Raw genomic sequence first — 24,363 nt, 5'->3', positions numbered from 1 at the left:
TCAGCTCAACACACGTGTGAAGAACAGGGCCAGTTGGTCCGCTCCCCTCACGATCCCGTCGAAGACTCCGTTCACCGCGTTCGCCGCCTCCGCGGGTTTGGTGAACAGATAAAAGGCCACGAACGCCACCGCTACGTAGGTAGCGACCTTCTTGACCTGCATGGGGGCCTCCTGCAGTTCCAGTCCCAGCCTTATATACCCGGATTTTAAGGATCTTTGGCATCTTCGGCCCGGGTGGCTCCCGGATTTTGATGATCATACCTGTCCGGCCGGGGCGATCCATGGCCAGACCGCGGATTGGCATGAGTCCCCCCACGCCATCGTGCGGGGGATGCGGGCTCCTGTCCAACCCCTACTGCCAGATGTACCGCCGGGGCTAGGGAGGCGGCCAGGTCATCGCCCTGCCGGGGCCGGCGCCCCGGACGATCGCCGCACTGTCGGAGTCGCCGCCCCGCCGGGGACGGCCTGCGCGGGAGGGGGCACGGGGCCGGGTGGACGGCCGGTCCGGGAGGCTCCGGCGGCCTTCCCCCAGAAAGCTAAGGGTTCTTGGCAAAGGGGGCGTCCGGATCTCCGACGGCTCGGAACAAGAGATCAAAACGATCCGAGGGGCCCTATATGACCAGACCCGCCCACGCTGCCCTGATCCCGCCCGCCCGCCGGCCGCGCCGCCGGTCAGGCGCCCAGGAGGGCGCGCTGACCCCGGCCGCGCCGGACGCCTCAGACGCCCAGCGGGGCGTCCATCAGCCGGGCCACGGCCTCGTCGGGGCCGGTGACCTCGGCCCGTGCGTGGGACTGGCGGCCGAAGCAGAACAGCAGCAGCTCGCTCGCCGGGCCGGTCACCTCGACCCTGGGCGAGTTCTTGGCGCCGCCGAGGGCGACGCCGCCGCCGATGCGGTGCAGCACGACGCCCACCGGTGACCTGCGCAGGAACAGGCGCCGTCCGGTGCGGATCCGCTTCCAGAAGGTCTCCTCCAGGTCGGCCGGGAGCTCGCGCGGCTCCCAGACCCGCTGTGCGCGCCGTACGTCCTCGTGATGGACGAAGAACTCCAGGGTGTTGACCGCCTGGTCCATGCCGGGCACCAGGCCGTAGATCCCGGCCGGGCCGGAGCGGACCAGCTCGACGAGGCCCGCGTAGCCGTGCCTGGCCTTCAGGGACTCCTGCACCGAGGCGGTGTAGCGGGCCAGCGGCCGGAGCGCGATGCCGCCGGCGGCGTCGGGGCGGCGCTCGCGCAGGACGAGGTGGGCGGCGAGGTCGAAGGTGGTCCAGCCCTCGCAGAGCGTGGGAGCGTCCGGGCCGAGCTGGACGAACAGGTCGCTGAGCGCGAGGCGTTCGGCGCGGGCGTGAGTCATCTGATGATCCTAACAACGTTGCTGTCCGGATAATCGAGGCCTATCACAGCGGATCGGGGCGGGAAACGACACTCCGAGGAGGGGCTTGGGGGAATAAGGACATGATCCAGCGTGATAGTGACTTAAGTAGCAATGTTCCTCTCTGAAAGGACACCCCCCGAGTGGCGAGCAAGGTGACTTCCGCCGTCATGCGTAAGGGACTCCGCGTGCTCGGGGTGGCCATCCGGGCCGAGAAGGCGGTCTTCGCCGCCGCCACCCTGTCCAGCGGGCTGTACGGCGTCATGACGGTCGGATCGGCGTGGGCGCTCGGCTGGGCCACCGAGCACCTCGTGCTGCCCGCGTTCGAGAAGGGGGAGGTGACCACCGGCGCGCTCGTCGCCGGGACGCTGCTGATCCTCGGCGTGGCGCTGCTCAAGGCGCTGGGCGTGGCCGGGCGGCGCTTCTTCGCCGGAGTCATGCAGTACCGGATGCAGGCACGGTCGCGCCGGGAGGTCACCCGGCAGTACCTCAGGCTCCCCCTGGCCTGGCACCACCGGCACCCGACCGGCCAGCTGCTGTCCAACGCCAGCTCCGACGCCGAGGCCGCCTGGGCGCCGCTCGCGCCGCTGCCGATGGCGGTCGGCGTGGTCGTCATGCTGGTCACCGCGGCGGTCGCGCTGGTGCTGACCGATCCCGTCCTGGCCCTGGTCGGCTTCCTGATCTTCCCGGCGATCGCCGTCCTGAACCTCGTCTACCAGCGCAAGCTCAGCCCGCTGGCCACCCGGGCCCAGCAGCTGCGCGCGGAGGTCAGCGAGATCGCGCACGAGAGCTTCGACGGCGCCCTCGTCGTCAAGACCCTCGGCCGCGAGGACGAGGAGACCCTCAGGTTCCAGGCCAAGGCCCAGGAGCTGCGCGACGCCAACGTCGCCGTCGGCCGCATCCGCGGCCTGTTCGACCCGATGCTGGAGGCCCTGCCCACCCTGGGCGTGCTCGCCGTGCTGCTGGTCGGCGCGGCGCGGCTGGAGAGCGGCGCGATCGCCTCGGGCGTCCTGGTCCAGGTCGCCTACCTGTTCACCCTGCTGGCCTTCCCGATCCGCGCGCTCGGCTGGGTGCTCGCCGAGCTGCCCCGCGCGGTCGTCGGCTACGAGCGGGTCCAGGCCGTGCTCGCCGCGACGGGCTCGATGGACTACGGCACCGCCACGCTGTCCGGCGCGTCCCCGGCCAGGCTGGAGGTGCGCGACCTCGACTACGCCTACGACGACTTCCCGGTCCTGCGCGGGGTGAGCCTCACCGCCGAGCCGGGCCGTACGGTCGCGCTGGTCGGGCCCACCGGCTCCGGCAAGTCCACGCTCACCCAGACCTTCGTCCGGCTGGTCGACCCGGCGGCGGGGGCCGTGTCCGTGGACGGGGTGGACCTGCGCGAGGTCGCCCGGGGCGGGGTCAGCGACACGGTGGCGCTGGTGCCCCAGCAGACGTTCCTGTTCGACGACACCGTGCGCGGCAACGTCACCCTCGGCCTGCCGGTGGGCGACGAGGACGTCTGGGCGGCGCTGCGCCTGGCCCAGGCCGACGGCTTCGTCAGCGCCCTCCCCTCCGGGCTCGACACCAAGGTCGGCGAGCGCGGCACCACCCTGTCCGGCGGCCAGCGGCAGCGCCTGGCCCTGGCCCGCGCGCTGGTCCGCCGCCCCCGGCTGCTCATCCTGGACGACGCCACCTCCAGCGTGGACCCGCAGGTCGAGGCCAAGATCCTGTACGGCCTGCGGGACGCGGCCCAGGCCTCGACCGTGGTGGTCGTGGCCTACCGGATGGCCACCATCGCCCTGGCCGACGAGGTCGTCTACCTGGAGCACGGCAGCGTCGTCGACCGGGGACCCCACGACCTGCTGCTCGCCCGCTGCGAGGGCTACCGCAACCTGGTCACCGCCTACGAACGCGAAGAGGCCGAGCGCGAGGCGCTCGGGGCAGAGGAAGAGGAAGAGGTCAGCGCGTGAGCGAGCTAGTCGGTCGACACAGCGGTCCGCAGGGCCCCCGGGGCGGCGGGCCGCTGGGCGAGGTGCGCGCGTGAGCTCGCTGCAGGGGATCGAACGGTCGGCGCTGGCCACCGTCCGGCACGGGCTGTCGCTCACGCCGGAGTTCCGTAAAGGACTGGCCGGGACGCTCGCGCTGGCCGTGCTGGCCACGCTGGGCAAGGTGATCGTGCCGATCGCCGTCCAGCAGACCATCGACCGGGGACTCAAGGGGACGGTCCCGGACCTGCCCTACATCCGCACCGCCGTGCTGCTGTGCGCCGCGGCCGTGGTGCTCACCGCGCTGTGCGCGTATCTGATGAACGTCCGCCTCTACAAGGCCACCGAGACCTCCCTCGCCGGGCTGCGGGTGCGCGGTTTCCGGCACGTGCACGATCTGTCGGTGCTCACCCAGAACTCCGAGCGGCGCGGCGCCCTGGTCTCCCGGGTCACCGGCGACGTGGACCAGATCAGCGTGTTCATGCAGTGGGGCGGACTGATGATCATCATCGCCCTGGGGCAGCTCCTGGTCGCCACCGTGCTGATGTTCGTCTACTCCTGGCAGCTCGCCCTGCTGGTCTGGCTCTGCTTCCTGCCGCTCATCGTCGTGCTGCCACGTTTCCAGCGCTGGCTGTCGGGCGCCTACACGCTGGTCCGCGAGCGCACCGGCGACATGCTCGCCGCCGTCAGCGAGTCGGTCGTGGGCGCGGCGGTGATCCGGGCCCACGGGTCGGAGTCCCGTACGGCGGGGCGGCTGGACAGCGCGATCGACGCCAACCGGGCCGCGCAGGCCCGCACGCAACGGATCGTCGCGACGGTGTTCCCGCTGACCGAGATCGTCGCGTCGGTGGCCATCGCCGGGGTGGTGCTGCTCGGCGTGCGGCTGGGCATCGGAGGCGAGATCACCGCCGGCCGCCTGATCGCCTTCCTGTTCCTGATCACGCTGTTCGTCTCGCCCCTGCAGATCGCCACCGAGGTGCTCAACGAGGCGCAGAACGCGGTCGCCGGCTGGCGGCGCGTCCTGGGCGTCCTCGACACCCCGCCCGACGTCGCCGACCCCGGCCCGGATGGCGTCGAGCTGCCGCGCGGCCCCATCTCGGTCTCCTTCGAGGAGGTCGGCTTCGCCTACCCCGGCGGGGCCCCGGTGCTCCGGGAGGTGTCGGTGGACATCCCGCCGCGCTCGCGGATCGCGGTGGTGGGCGAGACGGGCTCGGGCAAGACGACCTTCGCCAAGCTCCTTACCCGGCTGATGGACCCCGTCTCCGGCCGGGTCACCGTGGACGGTGAGGACCTGCGCACGGTCCGGTTCTCCTCGCTGCGCGAGCGGATCGTCATGGTGCCGCAGGACGGCTTCCTGTTCGACGGCACCCTGGAGGACAACATCCGCTTCGGCCGCCCGTCGGCGACCGAGGCGGAGATCCGGCTGGCCATGACCGAGCTGGGGCTCGCCGACTGGTTGGAGGGCCTGCCCGCGGGCCTGTCCACCCAGGTCGGCCAGCGCGGGGAGTCGCTGTCGGCCGGCGAGCGCCAGCTCGTGGCGCTGGCCCGCGCCTACCTGGCCGACCCCGATCTGCTCCTGCTGGACGAGGCCACCTCCGCGGTGGACCCGGCGACGGAAGTACGGCTGGCCCGCGCGCTGGAGGGCGTCACCCGGGGCCGTACCGCCATCTCCATCGCCCACCGGCTGTCCACCGCCGAGGCCGCCGACGAGGTGCTCGTCTTCGACCGGGGCCGGATCGTGCAGCGGGGCCCGCACGCCGAGCTCGTCGAGGAGCCCGGCGTCTACGCCGACCTGCACGCCTCCTGGGTCTCGGCGGCCCGCTCCTAGTGGGTGTTTGATCCCGCGAGTTCCGTCTGGCTTGGCTTTCAGGTGTTTCGCCAGGTTGGGGTGGATTCGCGGGTGAGGCGGCGGGTCATGAGGTCGATCATGGCGATGTGGATCATGGCTTCGGAGCGGGCTGGCAGGGCTTCGTGGTCACGCGTCAGGCGGCGGTGGAACATCAGCCGGCCCAGGGTGCGCTCGACGGCCCAGCGCCGAGGTGGGACGGTGAATCCCCTGGTGGCGGGGTCGCGGCGGATGGCTTCGACGTCGATTTCGACCCGGCGGCAGGTGAAGGCCTTGACGCCCAGCGGGTGGGCCAGGTGGACCTCGGCGCCGGCCGTCTGGAGGGTGTCGGCGGCCCAGTACCAGCCGTGGGCCGCCTCCAGCACGACCTTCGGCTCGGGGCCCGCCTGGGCGAGCGTCTGGCGAAGCGCCGCCGGACTGTTGTCGATCTTCTCGGTCCACAGGCGCTCGCCGTCGGCGGTCATGGACACCAGCACGCTGCGGTGGCGATGCGGGTCCATTCCCACGTACTGGATGCCGTCGTAGTCTGTCCTCATCAGGGGCCTCCCTCGTCGTGAGGACGCGTGACACCCCAAGCATCCGCTTACGGACCAGGGGACGTCGCGGGGAGCGGAGGCCCCGCTCCTTATCAAGGTCAGCCGGCGCTCCCGGGAGCGGGTATGGCGTGCTCGGCGGCCCGGCTGACCTCCTCCCAGCCCGCCCACTCCGCCATCCGCCGGCGCGAGATGTCAAAGGCCAGGTCGTACACCATGCTCCCGAGCAGCAACCGCAGCGGCGGCTCCGGGCTGTCGACCAGCTTCAGCATCGCCTTGGCGGCCAACCTCGGATCACTGTCGATCGACCCCTCGGCCCACTGCTTGGCCAGCTCGGCACGGAGCGGGTCGTACGGCTCCGCAGGAGCGGTCGAGGTCATGCTGGTGTACAGATCGGTCCAGTAGCCGCCCGGCTGGACGATGGTGACCTTGACCCCGAAGGCCGCCGCCTCCATCGCCAGCGCCTCACTCATGCCCTCCAGCGCGAACTTGCTCGCGCTGTACAACCCCGTGCTCGGGAAGCCTCCCAGGCCACCGATGCTGGAAATCTGGACGATGTGCCCGGCCCCCTGCTCGCGCATCCGTCCCAGGGCCGCCTGGCTGACCCACAGCGCGCCGAAGAAGTTGACCTCCAGCTGGGCGCGGGCTTCGGCCTCGGTGAACTCCTCCACCATGCCCGAGGACATGGTCCCGGCGTTGTTCACCACGACGTCGAGGCGTCCGAAGCGCTCGACCGCGGTGGATACCGCGGCGAACACGGCGTCCCGGTCGGTCACGTCGACCGCCAAGGGCAGCACGCGGTCGCCGTGGGCGTCGTCGAAGTCGCCGCGCACGACGCTTCGAGAGACGGCGACGACCTGGTCACCGCGCTCCAGCGCGGCCTCGGCGTAGGCGCGGCCCAGACCGCGGCTGGCACCGGTGATGAACCAGGTGGTTTGCATATGCGGATACTCCTGAACTAGTAGGAGACAAGACGGACCGCCTTGTCCTGCATGAGTGAAGGGAAACCCGGCTCGCTGTCAGCCGGAGATCACCAGCGGCAGCGCGATCGAGGTGCCGGCCAGGTCGACGGTAACCCTGGCCCCGGTGGCGGTTTCGCCCTCGCCGAGGACGGCCTGATCCAGGTCGGCGTTGGTTCCGGTCAGCACCAGACCCAGCCGGTGCCCCGCCTTGAACTCGTAGTCCTGCGGCAACATCTCCCAGGTGATCTGGTACGGCCGGCCCGGGGCCAAAGGTGCCGGACGGCTCAGCGACCTGCGGTTCTGCGCGTCGATGATGCCGCGGGAGACCACCTGGAAGCCGGAGGTGATCGTGTTGTCCCCGGCCCTGAGGTAACAGCCGTCGTCGTCGGCCGTGCCCTTGCCGACGCAGTCGTGTCCGTCGATGAGCTTGAGGCCTTGCCCCTGGGCGGGGTCGACGCCGTGGATGCGGGTGTCGGTGCCGTAGTCGACGAGCAGGACGCCCAGGTTGGCGGCGGGCTTGTCGATCTTGACCTTGAGGCTCACCTTCGGCGTCCCGGACAACCGCACCGCCTTCTTCAGCGGCGGCGTCAGGTAGGCCAGCCGGTCCGGGTTGACGGTGGCGGGGCTCTCGGCCATCGCGAGCTCGGTCTGCTTGGTGTCGAGGAAGCTGCCCGCGCCCTTGGAGGGGCCGCGGACCAGCGAGCCGTCCTGCCGCGGCCTCAGGGTCACCGTACGCGCCGGCGCCGGCCAGTCGGCCTGGGTGATCCAGCGGTCCGGGCCGAGCTGCACGTCGGCGCGGGGCCGGCGCATGATGTCGTTGGCCACGCCCATCAGCTCGTGGTCGAACCACTTGTGCAGGGTGTCGACCCACGCGTCGCGGCGGGCCCAGAACGGGTCCAGGTGCCCGTACTGCGTGACCCACACCTTGCGCTCGACGCGGCGGGGCAGCGCGGCCCACCACTTGGAGAACTGGTCGCCCATCACGTTGCGGTCGTGCATGCCCACCACCGGGAAGACGCTGGCGCGCACGTTGCGCGCGCTCGAGATCGGCCCGTCCCGGTAATCGAGCTCGTCCCAGTAGGCGTTGTAGTCGCCGGTGGCGTCGTCCGATCCGGTGGTCATCCGCTGGTGCACCGCCGCGCACTTCTCGGGCGGATCGGCGTCGACCCGCTTGGCCAGCCACGCCTGCCCGCCCTTGAAGTCCGTGAGGGTGCCGTTCGCTCGCCACATGTCGTACCAACTGCTCGGCGCGGCGAGCGGCACGATCGTTTCCAGCCCGGCCACCCCGGTGCCCGCCACCCCGATGGCCAACGCGCCCTCATAGGAGTGACCGATCATGCCGGTGCGCCCGGTGGTCCACGTGGCCTTCACCGGGTCGCCGTCGTCGTCGTAGGCGGATGCGCGGCCGTTCAGCCAGTCGACGACCGCTCTGCCGCCCAGCACGTCGGACGGCCCGCCTCCGGTCGGGCAGCCCTCCGACAGCCGGGTGCCGACCATGTCGACCGACACGAACGCGTAGCCGCGGGGCACGAAGTAGTTGTCATAGAACAGCGGAAACTTCGTCAGATTGCCGTTCGCGTCGTATTTCTTGTGATCTAGCTGGAAGCCGACGCCGGGGTTGTCGAAGTACGGGCTCTGGTGCATGATCACTGGGACCTTGAGCCCGGAGCCGGACTCCTTCGGCCGGATGATGTCCACCCGGACCAGGTCCTTCTTGCCGTCGCCGTCACTGTCGAGCGGCGACTGCACCCGGACGTGCTCGCGGATGGCATCGGTGTAGGAGAAGACGGGCTGGGTGACTCCGCCGGAGACCGTGATCCCCGGCTCCGCGGTCGCGGAAGCAGCGGGAGCCCCTGCGACCGCGGTCACGGCCGCGAGGGGGAGTGCGGCGAGCGAGGCTCGCCATGGGGGAACAGACATGGACATCCCTGGTTGTTGTTCGTAGCCGGCCGGCTGTGGTCGCGCTGGGCGACCGGCTCGTCAGACGGCGTCGAGAGCTGTGGTGATCTTGCGGGTCATCTCGGCCGCGGTCGGGCTGGGCTCGCCCCGGTGGGAGCGGGCCGCGGCGTCGACGGCGACCAGGACGGTGTGGCGGAAGTCCCCGGCCACGGCCGGGTCCTGCTGGGTGAGCAGGGTCATGGAGGCGGTCAGGGCGGGCAGCACGTGGTCGGCCATCGCGGCCACCGTCTTGCCCTCCAGGTGGACGCCCGGCTTCTTCTCGGCGAGTACGTGCCCGACCGGCCCGGTCGCGCTGTACAGGGCCAGGGAGCCGGCGGTGGCGGCCTTGTGCGGCGAGCCGGCGGCGTCGGCGGACGCCAGCAGCGTGACGGCGCCGTAGGCGGCGGTGCGGAGGGTGAGCTTGTCCTGGGTGGTGAGGGTGAGGGACATGGTGGTGAGCTCCCGGGGATCGGTTGCGAAGTTCGGTAGGTTGACGATCGCTGGCCGCCCTGATGCGGTACCGTCGCCGCTCTGACGCGGCCGCTGACATCATCCGGCGCGCCTATCGGTGCGCGGTGCGATGGGGACGGGCCGTTGCTCGGCCGCAGCAGCGGCGTGTGCTCCCGGCAGAGCCGGTGGAGTGGATCAGGTGCCGCTCGGCGGGATCCATTCGGTCAGCTCGACGACGATGCCGTTGGGGTCGGTCAGACGTATGAGCCGCTCGCCCCACGGGCTGCGCCACAGCCGCGTGGTGACGGGCGCGCCCTCGGCGCTCAGGCGCGCGGACTCTCTGACCAGGTCGGTGACGGCGAACGCCACCATCGGCTGGGCGATCCGCTCGGGCGGCCGCTCGAGGTCACGCTGGTGCAGCATGATGTCGACGGCCGCGTCATCGCGGTTCAGCCAGACGAGATCCGGCGTGTCGAGCACCTCGCGGAAACCGAGGTGGGTGGTGAAGAAGTGGCGGGACCTCGGCAGGTCGTCGATGGTGAAGACAACTGTGGAGGTGACAATATTCATGAATATGCTCGTATGTGGTTGTATGCCACGTTTTCCCTCTCATGTGCTGATTCGTCCTGGATCAAGACTGCCGGTACGGCTCGCCGTCGGCAATGCGGGATCCCGCAACGCCGCGTTAACCGCAGACTTAACGGGGTTCTCGTAGCAAACGGTGAAAATCCAACAGATTTACGTCTGACCTGTGGCTTCTCGCCTTCCGTGCTTCTTATTGATCATCTCCGCTACGGTTCGTCACGGCCTAGGTGATCTGTAGCGCTTGGAGTGGTTGATCTGGATAAGGTTTCTGCCGGATAAGCAGTCGGAGCGACTTCGGTCGTTCCAGGACATCGGGCGTGAGGGGTTGATCAAGCACGCACGCTGACGTCGCGCGAGCACGCGCTCTTGGACGCGCCGCGTTGGGGACCGGAAGCAGGCTTGGGGCTGGCCGTACAACTGCGCTGATCGACATCATCCAGGAGGCGATCCTGCGCGCCGGCTGCCTGGTCGAGGCGACCGTGGGCACCGGCGCCGGCCACATGAGTGCCCGGGTGCTCGCACCGGTCACCTCTGCCGGTGATCAGCTGAAATGGGCCGCGGTTCTACCCAAGGCGGCGCTGCACCTGATGGCGTCCGGACCGCCTGACGCTTCCGGGTTCACCGTGTTGTTCGGCGATCAGCTCTGTTGCGCGAGGGGGCCGAGGTCGCGGGCGACCTCGGCCAGGGCGCGGATGGGCTCGTTCTCCGTCTCGCTGCGCCACACCAGCGCGTACGGCAGCGGCCCCATGTCGGTGACCGGCAGGTAGGTGATGTCCGGCCGTATCCAGTAGCGGGTCATGTGGGCGGGGAAGAGCACGACGATCTCGGCCATGCTGGCCAGGGTGATGGCGCCTTCGGTGTCCTGCACCAGCGGGCCACGCTCGATCGTGCGGCCGCGGCAGGTCTCGCGCGGAATGGCGGCGTCGTACCAGTAGTCGGGCCGGGTGTCGGACTGCGGGTGCTGGAAGTCGGCGGCGATCTCCAGGGAGACCGACGTGCGGCGGGTGAGCTCGTGGCCGGTGGAGACGGCCAGCACCCGGGGGTCGGCGAACAGGACCGGTCCCACGGTGAGGTCGGGCTCGTCGATGGGCAGCCAGGCGATCAGGACGTCGATGTCCCCGCGGCGCAGCGTGGCGAAGGCGTCGCTGAACTGGATTTTCTGGACGCGTAGCTTCCACTGCGGGTGCCGCAGGCGGAAGGCGTCCCAGTAAGGGCGTAGGTCGTAGGCGTTGGCGGGCAGCATGCCGACGCGCAGGACGCCGGTGATGCCCTGGCCGGCGAGCTGGGCGCGTTCCATGCTGTCCTTCAGCCCGGCGTAAAGAGGCCGGAGGTCGTCGTGCAGCTGCCGCCCGACCGGCGACAGCCGTACGGTGTGGCTGTTGCGCTCGAACAACGGCGCGCCGATCTGCCGCTCCTGCTTCTGGATCGCCTGGGAGATACGGGCGGGTGATACGTGCAGTCGGGCGGCGGTGCGACCGAAGTGCAGTTCCTCGGCCAGGGTCAGGAAGATCTCGATGTCGCGCAGTTCCACGCCTGGCCTGCCCCGTCTACTCCCACTGAAGGTGATCTTTCAGGATTCGTCGTTTTTCCGGGTGTTCACCGTACTGGATTCTCGAAACGCACAAATCAGGACATTCGCACCACGAGCACAAATAGGTGTGGTATCGCAAACTGCCTCGGCGACCCACCCGCGGGGTGGCCGCCTACGGGGCGAACCGGTTGCTGGTGCCGGCCGATGCCGCGCGCGCGGCGGCGAGGATGTCCTCGGACAGCGGGCTGCCTGTGGTGGCGCGGGCGAGGACGAGGGCGCCGACCATGGTGCACAGCCGGGCGATGCCGTCCTGGTCTTCGGTGGCGAGCCAGGCGGCGGTGTCGCCGACCTGCTCGGTGAAGACGCGGCGAGCCTCGGTGTCGCCGTGACCGCGGGCGATGTCGACGGCAAGCCCGGCGACAGGGCAGCCGTCCGCGGCGTTGTCGCGGTGCCCGGTTGAGAGGTAGGCGTCGATGAACGCCCGCTGGGCGGCCTCGTGGTCCCCGGCGTGCCGTTCGAGTGCGGTGGCGCGCAGGCGGGCGTTTTCGTCGAAGGCGTGCGCGGTCGCCTCGCCGATGAGTGCCTCCTTGGAGGCGAACTGCTTGTAGAACCCGCCGTGGGTCAGCCCGGCCGCTTTCATCAGGTCGGCGACGCTGACCTCGGTGCCCTGTTCGCGGAAGAGCCGGGACGCCGTGTCGACGACACGCTCGCGGTTCTGCTGCGCCTGCGCCTGTGATCTGCGACCCATTTGCTCCCCCTTGTTGGATGTTGGACATCATCTATTCTATGTTCCTGCTATAGATTATAGCCATAATCTATTTTGAGGTCCGAGGCCGGGCCCACGCCCAAGGAGGCAGACATGGAACTGAACGGCGCGATCGCGGTCATCACCGGCGCGAACCGGGGTCTGGGACGTCACCTGGCGACTCAGCTGCTGGAGCGCGGCGCATCGGTCTATGCGGCAGTACGCCGCCCTGACGAGCTGGACCTGCCAGGCATCACCCCGCTCCGGCTCGACGTCACCGACCACGAATCAATCCGGGCCGCCGCTCAGATCGCCACCAACGCGAACCTTCTTATCAACAACGCCGGGATCTCCACCGGCACGCCGCTGATCGCCGGCAACATCGACGCGGTGCGCCGGGAACTGGAGACGAACTTCTACGGCCCCCTTGCCGTCACACGGGCGTTCGCGCCGGTCATCGAGGCCAACGGCGGCGGCGCGATCCTGAACATCCTGTCGGTGATCTCGTGGATGCACCCGGCACGGGCCGGGGCGTACGCGGCAGCCAAGGCCGCCGCATGGGCCCTGACCAACGCAGCCCGTGAGGAACTCCAGCCCCGCGGAATCAGCGTCTCGGCGCTCCATGTCGGCTTCATGGACACCGACATGACCGCCGGGATGCCCGGCGTCCCGAAGGCCGACCCCGCCGACGTCGCCGCCCAGGCACTCGACGGTCTCGCCAAGAGCCAGCCGGAAATCCTGGCCGACGATCTCACCCGCCAGGTCCGCCAGGGCCTGGCGCAGGGCCCCGTTCCAACTCGCCTCGCCTAACCAACGGCGCGACCGGGCCGACCAGGGCCTGTACGGAATTCGGCTGAAGGCGGCCGGGCCGGGCCGCTCGCGAGGCGGGCTGACCGGCAAGGTGCATCTGTCGGCCGAACGGTGCATCAACCGGATCAAAGAATGGCGCGGACTGGCCTTCCGCTTCGCCAAGACCCCCCACAGCTACCTCGCCGGCCTTCACCTACGCGGAGCCATCCTGTGGATCCGAAGCCTGCAACCCACCTGAAGATCCGAAGTCCGTACAGGCCCTAGCTCCGCTCCGCGGGCCCGGCCGCGCCCGGCGGCCGGCGGTCGGCGGAACAGACCTGGAGGGCTCTCCCGGGCGGGTCCCGGAGGATCTTCTCGAAGGGGTGGGGGCCGACCGTCTCGGGGTCGGCCCCCAGGTCGTAGAGGGGGACGTACCCACCCGCCAGGTAGAGCCCGGCGGCCTCGGGCTGGCGGGGGCCGGTGGTCAGGTAGATCCTGCGGTAGCCCTGCCGCCCGGCCTCCCGCTCCAGCTCGCGCACCACGGCCAGGCCGAGACCGCGCCGCCGGTGGTCGGGGTGGGTCCAGATCCGCTTGAGCTCGGCGGTCTCCTCGTCGTAGCGGCGGAACGCGCCTCCGGCGACGGTCCGCCCGTCCTCGACCAGGACCAGGAAGGCGCCCCCCTGCGCCGGGGCGAACTGCTCGTCGGGATAGCGGCTGAGCTCCTGGTTGGGGCCGTAGCGGCTGGTGTACTCGTGGTGCAGGTCCTCCAGGAGCGGCCTGACCTCGGGATCGCGGACCGAGACGTGCCGCACCTCGACGGCTCCGACGCTCACTCGGCCTGCCGGGGCAGGCCGGGCGGGTTGATCAGGGACTCGGCCACGGCCTCGTTCTCAAGTCCCCAGCGCTTGAGCGCCTCGGCGTACTTACCGTTGTCGATCAGCGTGTTCAGCGCCTCGCTGACCGGCTTGACGAGGCCGTTCCCCTTGAGGGTCATGGCCGCGATCAGGCCCTCGGCCGAGCCGCCGCCCGAGAGCGTTCCGACGATCCTGCTGTCGCCGCCGACGGCCACCTGGTAGGCGATGGGCGGGTTGGGGCCGAGGTAGGCCTGGAGGCGGCCGGACTTCAGGGCGAGCAGGACGTCGCCGTACTTCTGGTAGTACTGGATCCGGGCGGCCTTGAGACCGGCCTTCTGGTTCTGGGCGTCCCACTCCAGCAGGATCTTCTCCTGGTTGGTGCCCGACCCGACCGCCACGTTCAGGCCGGCGATGTCGGCGGCTTTCTCGATCTTGGTGATCGGACTGTTCCCGGCCGTCTGCCAGGCCAGCTGGTCCACCCGGTAGGTGGCGAAGTCGTAGATGTCCTTGCGCTCCTCGGTCACCGTGACGTTGTTGAAGACCAGGTCGTACTTGCCGGACTTCGCCGCGAGGAACAGGTTCTCCCAGGAGGAGTTCTCCTCCTTGAGCTTCAGGCCCAGGACGTCGGCGACGAGATGGGCGATGTCGGTCTCGACGCCGATCAGCGTGGTGTCGTCGTCGGCCAGGGAGACCAGCGGCGGAGTGCCCTCGCCGTCGAAACCGGCGGCGAGCTCGCCCTTGGCGCGGATCGCCGCCGGGACCTGCGCGGCGATGGAGTCGACCCTGTCGGCGCGGATCCGGTTCTGCTCGGCGGAGGTGTTGATCCTCAGCCCGCCGCTCCCGGACGGGGCGGCGGCGGGTGCGGCCTCGGACCCGGCGGCGGTCCCGGAGGTGGTTCCGCCGGCGCCCCCGGAGGCGCCGCAGGCCGCGGCCAGCAGAAGGGGGAGTGAAGCTGCGACGGGGGCGAACCTTGATAACAGGGACATGTCGATCCTTGCATGGTGACGGGAGCCCGTCCGGTGACGGGGTCAGAGGACTTTGCTGAGGAACAGGCGGGTGCGTCCGTGCCGGGGGGCGTCCAGCACCTGCGCGGGGGTACCCCGCTCGACGACGCGGCCCCCGTCCATGAACACGACCGTGTCGGCGACCTCGCGGGCGAAGCCGATCTCGTGGGTGACGACGATCATGGTGGTGCCGCTCCGCGCGAGGTCCTTCACCACGTCGAGCACCTCCCCGACGAGTTCGGGGTCCAGGGCGGAGGTCGGCTCGTCGAAGAGGATGACCTTGGGCTCCAGGGCCAGGGCCCGGGCGATGGCGACCCGCTGCTGCTGGCCACCGGACAGCTGCCGGGGGTAGGCGCCGGCCTTGTCGGCCAGCCCGACGCGCTCCAGCAGCCGGGTGGCCAGCGCGTCGACCTCGGCCCTCGGCCTGCGCTGGGCGGCCAGGGGAGCCTCGGTGACGTTCTGCCGCACCGTCAGATGCGGGAACAGGTTGAAGTTCTGGAAGACGAAGCCGATCTTGGTCCGCTGCCGGAGGATCTCGCGCTCGGGCAGCTCGTGCAGCCGGTCGCCGACCCGGCGGTAGCCGACGAGCTCTCCGTCCACGCTGATCGACCCGCTGTCCACCTTCTCCAGGTGGTTGACGGTGCGCAGCAGGGTCGACTTGCCCGACCCGGAGGGACCGATGATCACCGTGACCTCGCCGGCGGCGACCTGGAGGTCCACCCCGCGCAGCACCTCCAGCGGTCCGAAGCTCTTGTGCACCTCCCGCAGGTCGACCATCGCGGTGCTCATGCGCGGCCCTTTCCGTAGTGGCGCTCGAGGTAGTGCTGGACGACGGACATGACCGTGGTCATCACCAGGTACCAGATGGTCGCGACCAGCAGCAGCGCGATGACCCGGCCGTTGCGGTTGTAGATCACCTGGACCTGGTAGAAGAGCTCGGGCAGGGCCATGATGTAGACCACCGAGGTGCCCTTGACCAGGCCGATGATCTCGTTGCCGGCGGTGGGCACGATCGAGCGCATGGCCTGCGGCAGGACGATCCGCATCAGCTGCCTCGTCCTGGGGATGCCCAGCGCGGCGGCCGCCTCCCGCTGGCCGTGGTCCACCGACAGCAGCCCCGCCCTGACGATCTCCGCGGCGTAGGCGGCCTGGTGGAGGGCGAGGCCGAGCGCGGCGGCGGTGACCGGGCCGATCAGGTCCATGGTGCCGATGTCGAAGAAGGCCGGGCCGAACGGGACGCCGAAGGAGAGCCGCGGGTACAGCAGTGCCAGGTTGTACCAGAACAGCAGCTGCAGGATGAGCGGGATCGACCGGAACAGCGCGATGTAGCCCCAGGCCACCGACGACAGCAGCGGGTTGCCCGACATGCGCATCAGCGCCAGCACGGTGCCCAGCAGGAAGCCGAAGACGATCCCGAGCGCGGTCAGCTCCAGGGTGAACAGCACCGAGCGCAGCACGGAGGGGGCGAAGAGGAACTCCCCGACCACCTCCCACTCCCACGCGGGGTTGGTGATCAGCGCGCTGGCCGCCATGGCCAGCAGCACGGCCACGGCCACGGCGGCCGCCCACCGCCCCGGATGCCTGGTGGTGACCACCTTCGGCGCGGGGGCGCCGTCGCCCGCCGGTCCCGCCCGCCGGCCGGGGGCGGGCGCCGGTCGCGCTCCGTCGTGCGTGTCACCTACGTCCAGGAACTCCACAGCCATGGTCGAAGCCTCTCCGCAGGTCGTCTGGGGGGTTGGGGACGGCGGGCGCCGGGAGGGCCGGCGGCGCCACGGTGCGGTACGGGCGGCGCGGGCCGATGTGACGCGGGCCGCCGGTCGGAGCCCGGCCTGCATGGCCTTCACTCCAACACAGGCGTCCAATTCCGTCAAGACCTACTTGTTTAGTAGGTTTTTAACACGGCCTCCGGGACCACCCTCCGCCGGGCGCCGGGACCGGCCCGCCGGAGGGCCGGGCCGTGCCTGGAGAGAGGATCGAAGAGCCTGCTCGGCGGGAGGATTAGCGCCCGCACGCGGAGGTAGGTGGCAGGAGTGGGCACGGACCTTTTCCGGGGGTGGGGATTCATGACAGGCGTGCTGGGCGAGGAGCCCGCAGAGGGGCGGTTCCCCGTGCTCGACGTGCGCACGGCCGCGGCCCGCAGCGATCTGCTGGAGGAGCTGCCGAACCTGCGGGTCCTGGACGATGACGACGACGATCCCGTCCTGGTACGGCTGGACGGCACACCGGTGGACACCTGGCGGGAGAAATATCCCTACGGCGAGCGGATGGACCGCTCGGAGTACGACCGCCTCAAGCGACTGCTCCAGATCGAGCTGCTCAAGCTGCAGTACTGGATCAAGGACACCGGCGGGCGGCTGGTCGTCCTGTTCGAGGGGCGCGACGCGGCGGGCAAGGGCGGCACCATCAAGCGGTTCATGGAGCACCTCAACCCTCGCGGGGCCAGCGTGGTCGCGCTGGAGAAGCCGAGCGAGCGCGAGAGCACCCAGTGGTACTTCCAGCGCTACGTCTCGCACCTGCCGGCCGCGGGGGAGATGGTCTTCTTCGACCGCTCCTGGTACAACCGCGCGGGGGTGGAGCGGGTGATGGGCTTCTGCTCGCCCGAGGAGTATCTGGAGTTCATGGAGCAGGCCCCCGAGTTCGAGCGCATGCTCGTGCGCGACGGCATCCGGCTGGTGAAGTTCTGGTTCTCGGTCTCCCGCTCCGAGCAGCGCACCCGGTTCGTGATCCGCCAGGTCGATCCGGTGCGGCAGTGGAAGCTGTCGCCCATGGACCTGCAGTCGCTGGACAAGTGGGAGAACTACACCGAGGCCAAGGAGGACATGTTCCTCTACACCGACACCGAGCACGCGCCGTGGACGGTGATCAAGAGCAACGACAAGAAGCGCGCCAGGATCGAGGCCATGCGCCACCTGCTCAGCCAGTTCGAGTATGACAACAAGGACCACGAGGTCGTGGGCGAGCCCGACCCCAGGATCGTCGTCCAGGCCGCCGACCTGTTCGACGACGACCGCACGCGCTGAAGCGGCGCCGGGACCGCCGCCCGGTCAGCGGGTCCCGGCGCCGCCGCCGGACAGGCGCTGGGCGAGGTAGATGGGGACGACCGACAGGATGATCAGGGCGGCGGCGACCACGTTGACCACGGGGGCCTGGTTCGGGCGGAAGAGGTTCTCGAAGATCCACAGCGGGAGGGTCCTGACCCCGGCCCCCGCAGTGAACGTGGTCACGATGATCTCGTCGAAGGACAGGGCGAAGGACAGCAGGCCGCCCGCGAGCAGCGCCGAGCGCACCATCGGGAAGGTGACCAGCCGGAAGGTGGTGAAGGTGTCGGCCCCCAGGTCGGCCGAGGCCTCCTCGACGGAGGCGCCCAGGCGGCCCAGGCGGGCCAGCATGTTGTTGTAGACCGTCACCACGCAGAAGGTGGCGTGCCCGACGATCACGGTGAACAGGCCCAGGCCCACGCCGAAGGGCTCCAGCACCGTCCGGAAGGCGTTGTTCAGCGCGATGCCGGTGACGATGCCGGGCAGGGCGATCGGCAGCACGATCAGCAGCGAGACCGTGTTCCGGCCGAAGAAGGCGTAGCGCTGGATCGCGAAGGCGACCATCGTGCCCAGCACCAGGGCGATCGCGGTGGCCCCCACCCCCGCCTGGACCGAGGTCCACAGCGCCTCGCGCACGCCGGCGGAGTTCCAGGCCGCCTCCCACCACCGGACGGTGAACCCGGTGGGCGGCCAGCCGAAGGTGCGGTCGGCGTTGAAGGAGTTGAGCAGCACGATCAGCAGCGGCACGTAGACGACGCCGAGACCGGCGGCCAGCGCGGTCCACAGCGCCACGCGGGCCGGGCGGGACAGGTTCACAGGTTCTCCAGGGCGCCGGTGCGGCGGACCGCGGCGAGGTAGACCAGCATGATCATCACGGGGACGGTGGCGACCGCCGCGGCGAACGGCAGGTTGTTGGCGGCGCCGATGTTGTCGTAGACGACGTTGCCGATGAGCTGCGACTTTCCGCCCACGATCTTCACGGCGATGTAGTCGCCGAGCGACAGGGAGAAGGTGAAGACCGAGCCCGCGACCGCGGCCGGGAAGGTGAGCGGCCACACCACCGTCCGGAACGTCCGCCAGCCGCGCGCCCCCAGGTCGCCCGCCGCCTCCAGCAGCGAGCCGGGCAGCCGTTCGAGGCCGGCGTAGATCGGCAGGATCATGTACGGCAGCCACAGGTAGGACAGGGTCAGGACGGTGGCGGTCAGGCCGTATCCCCAGCCGAGGACGCCGTCGGAGGAGAGCATGACCCGCCAGGCGTAGGCCTTCACCAGGTAGGAGGCCCACAGCGGGGTCAGCACCGCGATCACCAGCCAGCGCTGCGCGCGGGGGGAGGCCAGCTTGGCCATCGCGAACGCCATCGGGAACGCGATCACCAGGTCGATCAGCGTCACCGCGGCGGCCACCCCCACCGAGCGCAGGGCGATCGTCCGGTATACCTCGCCGGTGAACAGGTCCTGGAAGTTGGCCCAGGTGAACTCCTTGACCAGGTCTCCGGTGAAGGTGTCGGTGCTCCAGAAGGCCGTGACGAACAGGGCGGCCAGGGCGCCGAGGTAGGCGACGCCGAGCCAGAGCATCGGGGCCGACAGCAGCAGCGACAGCCGTACGCCCGCGTGCCGGTGCAGGAAGGCGGCGAGCCTGCGTCGCGGCGCGCGGCCCGCCGTTGCGGTGGTGTTCAGCGTGGGCTCCTTGCCATGTGGGGGGAGGCGGCCGGTGCGGCGGGCGCCGGGACGCCCGCCGCCGGGGTCAGCCCTTGATCTCGGTCCAGGCCCTGGTCCACTCGGAGTAGTCCTTGCACTTGACGTCCGTGCGGCCGTCCAGGCACTGGGCGATCGGCGTGGTCCAGAACCAGACCTTGGAGAAGTAGGTCTCGTCGGTGGCGTGGAAGGTCTCGCAGTGCTTGGGGTCGGCGGTCAGCTCGCAGGAGGCGGAGTTGGCGGGAGCCTCCCCGAAGTATTCGGCGACCTGGGCGTTGGCCTTGGGGGAGATGATCCAGTCCATCCACTTGTAGGCGCAGTTCGGGTGCTTGGCCGCAGCGGCGACCATCCAGGTGTCCGACCAGCCGGTCGCGCCCTCCTTGGGCAGGGTCACCTCGACCGGCGCCTTGTCGGCCCTGGCCACGTTGGCGATGACCTGCCAGGTGGTGCCGACCACCGAGTCGCCGCTCTTGAAGGCCTGGACCTCCTTGGTGTAGTCGGACCAGTATTCGCCGACGAGCTTGCGCTGCTGCTTTAGCAGGTCCACCGCGGCCTGGAACTGCCCCTCGTCCAGCGCGTAGGGGTTCTTGATGCCGAGGTCGGGCTTGGTCGCCATCAGATACAGGGCCGCGTCGGCGATGTAGATGGGCGAGTCGTAGGCGGTGACCTTCCCCGCGTACGGCGAGGCAGGGTCGAACACCACGCTCCAGGAGTCGGGCGCGGGCTTGACCGTGTCGGTCCGCCACATCAGCAGGTTGGCCCCGCGGCCGTGCGGCACGCCGTAGGCGACCCCGCCGACCGAGTTCCACGCCTTGTTCTTCAGGCCCTCGAAGACGCCGGCGTAGTTGGGGATCAGCGAGGTGTTGACCGGCGCGACCGTCCCGGAGGCGATCAGGCGCAGCGAGGCGTCACCGGAGGCGGAGACGGCGTCGTACTCGCCGGTCTTCATCAGGTTGACCATCTCGTCGGACGTGCCGGCGGTCTTGGAGTTGACCTGGCAGCCGGTGGCCTTCTCGAACGGGGTCACCCAGTCGATCTTGGGGTCGTTGGTGCCGTCTTCGGCGTAGCCGGCCCAGTGGACCAGGTTGACCTGGCCCTCGCCCGCGCCGAGCGACTTCGGCGCGTCGAGCTTGGGCGGGGTGAAGCCGCTCCGGCCCGGGGCGGCGGCGGTGCCGGGCTCCGGGGCGGAGGAGCCGCCGCAGGCGGTGGCGGCGGCGAGGGTGAGCGCGGACAGGGCGACCGCGCCGTTCCTGACGAGAATCCGGGGACGCATGTGATGACGACCTTTCTTACGGGACGATCGCGAACTCGTGTCTGCGGTTCCAGACGAGCCGGACCCTGGTGCCGCGCAGGCCCATCACGTCCATGGACGAGACCTGCAGATTCTGCTGGAGCGCGATGAGCCGTCCGCCCGCGTCGAGGTCGACCACGAAGCGGGTGGCGGGCCCGGCGTAGACGACCTCGCCGACGGTGCCCGTCGCGCTGTGCTCGGCGTCGCCGACCTCGTCACTGAGCCCGGCCACGCGTAGTTTCTCCGGCCGTACGCTGAAGGTGCCCTCTCTGCCGAGCACGACGCGCGCGGCCTCGCCGGAGATCAGGTTGGAGGTGCCGACGAACCCCGCGACGAACGTGCTGGCCGGCTGCTCGTAGATCTCGGCCGGGGTGCCGACCTGCTCGATCCGGCCCCGGTCGAACACCGCCACCCGGTCGCTCATGGTCAGCGCCTCCTCCTGGTCGTGGGTGACGAACAGGAAGGTGATGCCGACCTCGCGCTGGATGGACTTGAGCTCGACCTGCATCTCCTCGCGGAGCTTGAGGTCCAGCGCGCCGAGCGGCTCGTCCAGCAACAGCACACGGGGGCGGTTGACCAGGGCGCGGGCCAGGGCGACCCGCTGGCGCTGGCCGCCCGACAGCTGGCCGGGCCTGCGCCGCTCCAGGCCCTCCAGCCGGACCGAGGCCAGCGCGGCCAGGGCCCGCTCGCGCCGCTCGGCCCTGGGGACCCGCTTGACGCGCAGGCCGTACTCGACGTTGTCCACCACGTTCATGTGCGGGAACAGCGCGTAGTCCTGGAAGACGGTGTTGACGTCCCGCTCGAAGGGGGCGAGCCGGGTGACGTCGACGCCGCCGAGCTCGACCGTGCCCGCGGTGGGGGTCTCGAAGCCGGCGATCATCCGCAGCACGGTCGTCTTCCCCGAACCCGAGGGCCCGAGCATGGCGAAGAACTCGCCGTCGGCGATGTCGAGGTCGACACCGGTGACCGCGTCCACGGCGCCGAAGCTCTTGCGGAGGCCGCTCAGCCTCACAGCTGGGTCTGACATGGCCGAAAACATATGGGGTTAAATGTTTTGTTGCAAGGCCCGATCCGGTATCACTGGTGCGGGCGCCGGGAAATGCGGCGTTTGCGACAGTCCCTGCAGCCGGGCGGGGATCCGCGTGACCGTCGAGGGGCGGAGGGTGCGACCGTGGCCGACATCTCGGGGGGCGCCCGGCTGGCCGCGTTCGCGCCGGTGGACAGCACCGCGCGGGTGGACGCCGTGGTCAGACGGCTCACCGACGCCATCGCCCTGGGCCTGCTCGCCGACGGCGAGCAGCTACCGAGCGAGGCCGAGCTCGCCGCCCAGCTCGGCGTCTCCACGGTGACGCTGCGCGAGGCCCTGATGGCCCTGCGGCAGCAGGGCATGGTCGAGACGCGGCGGGGCCGCGGCGGCGGCAGCTTCGTGCGGGTGCCCAAGGAGGCGCCCGGACTGGCCGGGCGGCTGCGCGCCTTCACCGTGGAGGAGCTGCGCGACCTGGGCGACCACTACGCGGCCATCGCCGGAGCGGCGGCCAGGCTGGCCGCCCAGCGGGCGCTGCCGGAGGACCTCGCGCCGCTGCGGCGGACGCTGCGGGAGATGTCCGAGGCCCGGGACGAGGCGCAGCTGCGCAGGCTGCACGGCCGTTTCCACATCGAGGTGGCGGCGGTGTCGCAGTCGGCGAGACTCACTCAGGAGGAGATCCGGTTACAGGCTGACATCGGACCGTTGCTCTGGCTCGCCCACGTGGGAGAGGATGGGCCGTCGGCTCGGCACCACGCCATCGCCGAGGCCATCAGTCGAGGCGACGACGGCCAGGCCAGGAGCCTGGCCGAGCGGCACGTCCTCGACGCGGTGGAACACCTCATCGAACTGCGTCTGCGGCAGCCGTGACGGTCAGCGTGTCTAGGGCGGTGGGGCGACGTGAGCGAACAGGGGACGCTGCTGGTGTCCGGCGCCGCGGCTGAGGCGGCCGAGGCGGTGGGCGAGATCGTGGAGGGCGTCTTCGCCCGGCTCCACCGGGTGCGCGAGGCCGCGGCCGGCGCCGTGGGCCAGGCGCCGGTCAGCGCCGACCTGGCCGCGCTGCGCCCGGTGCTCTTCCCGCTGCTGGGCGGCCTGGTCTCCGGCATCGGGTTCATCGCCGCGCCCGGCCTGCTGGCCGACGCGCCGTGGCACCTGGAGTGGTGGCAGGAGAGCGCCTCGGGCGAGCCGGTGCGGCTGATAAGGGACATGGACCCTTCCAGCAGCGCGTTCTACGACTACACCCACTGGGACTGGTTCGCCGGTCCGCGCTCCGGCGCCGGGCACACGCTCGCCGGCCCCTACGTCGACTTCCTGTGCACCGACGAATACTCCCTCACCCTGTCGGTGCCCGTGCTCAGGGGCGGGGAGTTCATCGGGGTGGCGGCGGCGGACGTGTTCGTGCGCCGCTTCGAGGTGGCCGTCGCGCCGGTGCTCCGCGGGATCGGGGGCCCGGCCTTCCTGGTCAACGCCTCCGGCCGGGTGGTGGCCTCCACCACCGCCAGATGGCTGGCCGGGTCGGTCTTCCGCGGCGCCCCCGGCATGACCCTCCGGCCATGCCGGACGTCACCCCTCTCCCTGGTTGCGGCACAATTGCCGCATGTCCCTTGACCCCACCGTCGCGGCACGGCTGAAGCGCACCGATGACGGGCTGGTGCCCGCGATCGTCCAGCAGTACGACACGGGCGAGGTGCTGATGCTCGCCTGGATGGACGACGAGGCCCTGCACCGCACGCTCACCACCGGCCGCGCCACCTACTGGTCGCGCAGCCGCGGCGCCTACTGGGTGAAGGGCGACACCTCCGGTCACGTCCAGCACGTCAAGTCCGCCGCCCTCGACTGCGACGGCGACACGATCCTGCTCAAGGTCGACCAGGTGGGCGCCGCCTGCCACACCGGTGACCGGACCTGCTTCGACGCCGGCGAGCTGGCGGTGGAGGCGGAGTGACGGCCGGGCGGGCGCTGTGGACCTGGGTGGCCGTCTGCGTGACGGGCGCCGCCCTCGTGCTGCTGGCGGCCGGACGCGACTGGTTCACCGTGACGTACGGCGCGCGCAAGGTGGTGGTCTCCGCCGCGGAGCTGGCGCCCGCGCTCGGCCCGGCGGCCTGGGCGGCGCTCGCCGCGGTGGTCGCCGTGCTCGCCACCCGCGGGGTGTGGCGCAGGGCCGTCGGCGTGGCGATGGCGCTCTGCGGCGTGGGCACGGTCGTCTGGGCCTGGCAGGGCAGCCGCGCCGGCGCGGCGCTGGAGGCCGCGGCCCAGCAGATCCCGATGGCCCGGACCGGCGACCTGGACCTCGCCCCGGCCGTCGCCTGGCCGCTGGCCGCCGGCGCGGGCGGGCTGCTGCTGCTGGGCGCGGGGATCGTGGCCGTCCTCAAGGGCGCCGGCTGGCCCGGCATGTCCGACCGCTACGACCGTCACGGGTCGGGCCCCGGCGGCGGGGCCGCCGGCGGCGGCGCCCCGAGTGAGCGGGCGCTGTGGGACGCGATCGATCTCGGCGCCGATCCGACGGTCGGACCGGACGACGCTCCGGCGGCCGGGCGGGAGGCCAGGCGGGGGATCGACCGGGAGGCCGGGCGGGAGGAGAACCCAGCCGCGGGCCGGGACGACGGGGAGCGCTGACCGCCGGGGTCGCGGCCGTGATCGGCGGCGCCGTCCGTGTCACCTGACCACCCGGTCACAAATTGCCCACGGAGCAGGCGCTGTCCCTCGTGGGAGACGCGGGTTTCGCTAGGATTTCGCCGCAACTC

The 24,363-nt window shown here is 70.7% G+C and carries 25 protein-coding genes; 8 read left to right on the top strand and 17 right to left on the bottom strand.

Annotated elements, in window-relative coordinates; translation table 11 throughout:
* Positions 1-162, bottom strand: a complete 162-nt coding sequence (locus ACZ6R6_RS06735) for a hypothetical protein (protein WP_306857830.1) — start codon at positions 160-162, stop codon at positions 1-3.
* Positions 163-717: 555 nt separating this feature from the next.
* Entirely contained in the window at positions 718-1,350 is a 633-nt protein-coding gene (locus ACZ6R6_RS06730) for a TIGR03085 family metal-binding protein (RefSeq protein WP_470090780.1), read from the bottom strand.
* A 188-nt stretch (positions 1,351-1,538) separates the two neighbouring features.
* On the opposite strand from ACZ6R6_RS06730, the gene ACZ6R6_RS06725 reads away from it, so the two are divergent.
* Together ACZ6R6_RS06725 and ACZ6R6_RS06720 are read left to right on the top strand one after the other, a co-directional pair.
* The gene (locus ACZ6R6_RS06725) at positions 1,539-3,320 is read left to right on the top strand and encodes an ABC transporter ATP-binding protein (RefSeq protein ID WP_470090778.1); all 1,782 of its coding nucleotides are present in this window, start codon (positions 1,539-1,541) and stop codon (positions 3,318-3,320) included.
* Positions 3,321-3,390: 70 nt separating this feature from the next.
* On the top strand, positions 3,391-5,163 hold the full coding sequence (locus ACZ6R6_RS06720; protein WP_470090777.1) for an ABC transporter ATP-binding protein: 1,773 nt from the start codon (positions 3,391-3,393) through the stop codon (positions 5,161-5,163).
* Between the two features lie 38 nt (positions 5,164-5,201).
* Here the strand turns inward: ACZ6R6_RS06720 and ACZ6R6_RS06715 are convergent, their stop codons facing one another.
* The 7 genes from ACZ6R6_RS06715 to ACZ6R6_RS06685 form a co-directional block, all read right to left on the bottom strand.
* The gene (locus tag ACZ6R6_RS06715) at positions 5,202-5,717 is read right to left on the bottom strand and encodes an IS110 family transposase (RefSeq protein WP_470090775.1); all 516 of its coding nucleotides are present in this window, start codon (positions 5,715-5,717) and stop codon (positions 5,202-5,204) included.
* A gap of 98 nt (positions 5,718-5,815) precedes the next feature.
* On the bottom strand, positions 5,816-6,655 hold the full coding sequence (locus tag ACZ6R6_RS06710; protein ID WP_470090774.1) for an SDR family oxidoreductase: 840 nt from the start codon (positions 6,653-6,655) through the stop codon (positions 5,816-5,818).
* 78 nt (positions 6,656-6,733) lie between these two features.
* Positions 6,734-8,596, bottom strand: a complete 1,863-nt coding sequence (locus ACZ6R6_RS06705) for a CocE/NonD family hydrolase (protein WP_470090772.1) — start codon at positions 8,594-8,596, stop codon at positions 6,734-6,736.
* 60 nt (positions 8,597-8,656) lie between these two features.
* Positions 8,657-9,064 (bottom strand): hypothetical protein, encoded by a 408-nt coding sequence (locus tag ACZ6R6_RS06700; protein WP_470090771.1) that lies wholly within the window; start codon positions 9,062-9,064, stop codon positions 8,657-8,659.
* Positions 9,065-9,259: 195 nt separating this feature from the next.
* Positions 9,260-9,634: a VOC family protein gene (locus tag ACZ6R6_RS06695; RefSeq protein WP_470090769.1), complete on the bottom strand. Its 375-nt coding sequence runs from the start codon at positions 9,632-9,634 to the stop codon at positions 9,260-9,262.
* Positions 9,635-10,286: 652 nt separating this feature from the next.
* Positions 10,287-11,180: a LysR family transcriptional regulator gene (locus ACZ6R6_RS06690; RefSeq protein WP_470090767.1), complete on the bottom strand. Its 894-nt coding sequence runs from the start codon at positions 11,178-11,180 to the stop codon at positions 10,287-10,289.
* Between the two features lie 172 nt (positions 11,181-11,352).
* Positions 11,353-11,928, bottom strand: coding sequence for a TetR/AcrR family transcriptional regulator (locus ACZ6R6_RS06685; RefSeq protein ID WP_470090765.1), 576 nt, complete (start codon positions 11,926-11,928; stop codon positions 11,353-11,355).
* A gap of 111 nt (positions 11,929-12,039) precedes the next feature.
* On the opposite strand from ACZ6R6_RS06685, the gene ACZ6R6_RS06680 reads away from it, so the two are divergent.
* Positions 12,040-12,735 (top strand): SDR family oxidoreductase, encoded by a 696-nt coding sequence (locus ACZ6R6_RS06680; protein WP_470090763.1) that lies wholly within the window; start codon positions 12,040-12,042, stop codon positions 12,733-12,735.
* A gap of 260 nt (positions 12,736-12,995) precedes the next feature.
* Here the strand turns inward: ACZ6R6_RS06680 and ACZ6R6_RS06675 are convergent, their stop codons facing one another.
* From ACZ6R6_RS06675 to ACZ6R6_RS06660, 4 genes are read right to left on the bottom strand one after another with little or no spacing between them, the layout of a single operon-like run.
* Positions 12,996-13,547 (bottom strand): GNAT family N-acetyltransferase, encoded by a 552-nt coding sequence (locus ACZ6R6_RS06675; RefSeq protein WP_470090761.1) that lies wholly within the window; start codon positions 13,545-13,547, stop codon positions 12,996-12,998.
* The gene (locus tag ACZ6R6_RS06670) at positions 13,544-14,554 is read right to left on the bottom strand and encodes a transporter substrate-binding domain-containing protein (protein WP_470090760.1); all 1,011 of its coding nucleotides are present in this window, start codon (positions 14,552-14,554) and stop codon (positions 13,544-13,546) included. Before ACZ6R6_RS06670 ends, ACZ6R6_RS06675 begins: the two co-directional genes overlap by 4 nt.
* A gap of 42 nt (positions 14,555-14,596) precedes the next feature.
* Positions 14,597-15,361 (bottom strand): amino acid ABC transporter ATP-binding protein, encoded by a 765-nt coding sequence (locus ACZ6R6_RS06665; RefSeq protein WP_470090758.1) that lies wholly within the window; start codon positions 15,359-15,361, stop codon positions 14,597-14,599.
* Positions 15,358-16,275 carry an amino acid ABC transporter permease gene (locus ACZ6R6_RS06660; RefSeq protein WP_470090756.1) on the bottom strand — a complete coding sequence of 306 codons (918 nt, stop codon included), beginning with the start codon at positions 16,273-16,275 and terminating at the stop codon, positions 15,358-15,360. The genes ACZ6R6_RS06665 and ACZ6R6_RS06660 overlap by 4 nt, the downstream gene beginning before the upstream one ends.
* Positions 16,276-16,635: 360 nt before the next feature.
* Between ACZ6R6_RS06660 and ppk2 the strand changes: the two genes are divergently transcribed.
* On the top strand, positions 16,636-17,592 hold the full coding sequence (gene ppk2 / locus ACZ6R6_RS06655; RefSeq protein ID WP_470090754.1) for a polyphosphate kinase 2: 957 nt from the start codon (positions 16,636-16,638) through the stop codon (positions 17,590-17,592).
* Positions 17,593-17,616: 24 nt separating this feature from the next.
* On the opposite strand, the gene ACZ6R6_RS06650 is transcribed toward ppk2, so the two are convergent.
* From ACZ6R6_RS06650 to ACZ6R6_RS06635, 4 genes are all read right to left on the bottom strand, one after another.
* Positions 17,617-18,426, bottom strand: a complete 810-nt coding sequence (locus ACZ6R6_RS06650; protein WP_306857849.1) for an ABC transporter permease — start codon at positions 18,424-18,426, stop codon at positions 17,617-17,619.
* Entirely contained in the window at positions 18,423-19,184 is a 762-nt protein-coding gene (locus ACZ6R6_RS06645; protein ID WP_470090753.1) for an ABC transporter permease, read from the bottom strand. The genes ACZ6R6_RS06650 and ACZ6R6_RS06645 overlap by 4 nt, the downstream gene beginning before the upstream one ends.
* A gap of 169 nt (positions 19,185-19,353) precedes the next feature.
* Positions 19,354-20,577: an ABC transporter substrate-binding protein gene (locus tag ACZ6R6_RS06640; protein ID WP_470090751.1), complete on the bottom strand. Its 1,224-nt coding sequence runs from the start codon at positions 20,575-20,577 to the stop codon at positions 19,354-19,356.
* A gap of 16 nt (positions 20,578-20,593) precedes the next feature.
* Complete coding sequence (locus tag ACZ6R6_RS06635; protein ID WP_470090749.1) at positions 20,594-21,622, bottom strand: ABC transporter ATP-binding protein; 1,029 nt, start codon at positions 21,620-21,622, stop codon at positions 20,594-20,596.
* 144 nt (positions 21,623-21,766) lie between these two features.
* Here ACZ6R6_RS06635 and ACZ6R6_RS06630 point away from each other — a divergent pair, with 144 nt between their 5' ends.
* The 4 genes from ACZ6R6_RS06630 to ACZ6R6_RS06615 are packed head-to-tail and all read left to right on the top strand — an operon-like array spanning position 21,767 to position 24,235.
* Entirely contained in the window at positions 21,767-22,489 is a 723-nt protein-coding gene (locus ACZ6R6_RS06630; RefSeq protein WP_306857856.1) for a FadR/GntR family transcriptional regulator, read from the top strand.
* Positions 22,490-22,519: 30 nt separating this feature from the next.
* The gene (locus ACZ6R6_RS06625; protein ID WP_470090747.1) at positions 22,520-23,227 is read left to right on the top strand and encodes a cache domain-containing protein; all 708 of its coding nucleotides are present in this window, start codon (positions 22,520-22,522) and stop codon (positions 23,225-23,227) included.
* A complete protein-coding gene (hisI, locus tag ACZ6R6_RS06620) occupies positions 23,217-23,564 on the top strand; it encodes a phosphoribosyl-AMP cyclohydrolase (RefSeq protein ID WP_470090746.1) in 348 nt (115 codons plus the stop codon). The genes ACZ6R6_RS06625 and hisI overlap by 11 nt, the downstream gene beginning before the upstream one ends.
* A complete protein-coding gene (locus tag ACZ6R6_RS06615) occupies positions 23,561-24,235 on the top strand; it encodes a Trp biosynthesis-associated membrane protein (RefSeq protein WP_470090744.1) in 675 nt (224 codons plus the stop codon). Before hisI ends, ACZ6R6_RS06615 begins: the two co-directional genes overlap by 4 nt.
* Positions 24,236-24,363: the final 128 nt, after the last annotated feature.

Source organism: Streptosporangium sp. NPDC048886 (assembly GCF_055586905.1).
This window is presented reverse-complemented; position numbering and strand designations above follow the sequence as displayed.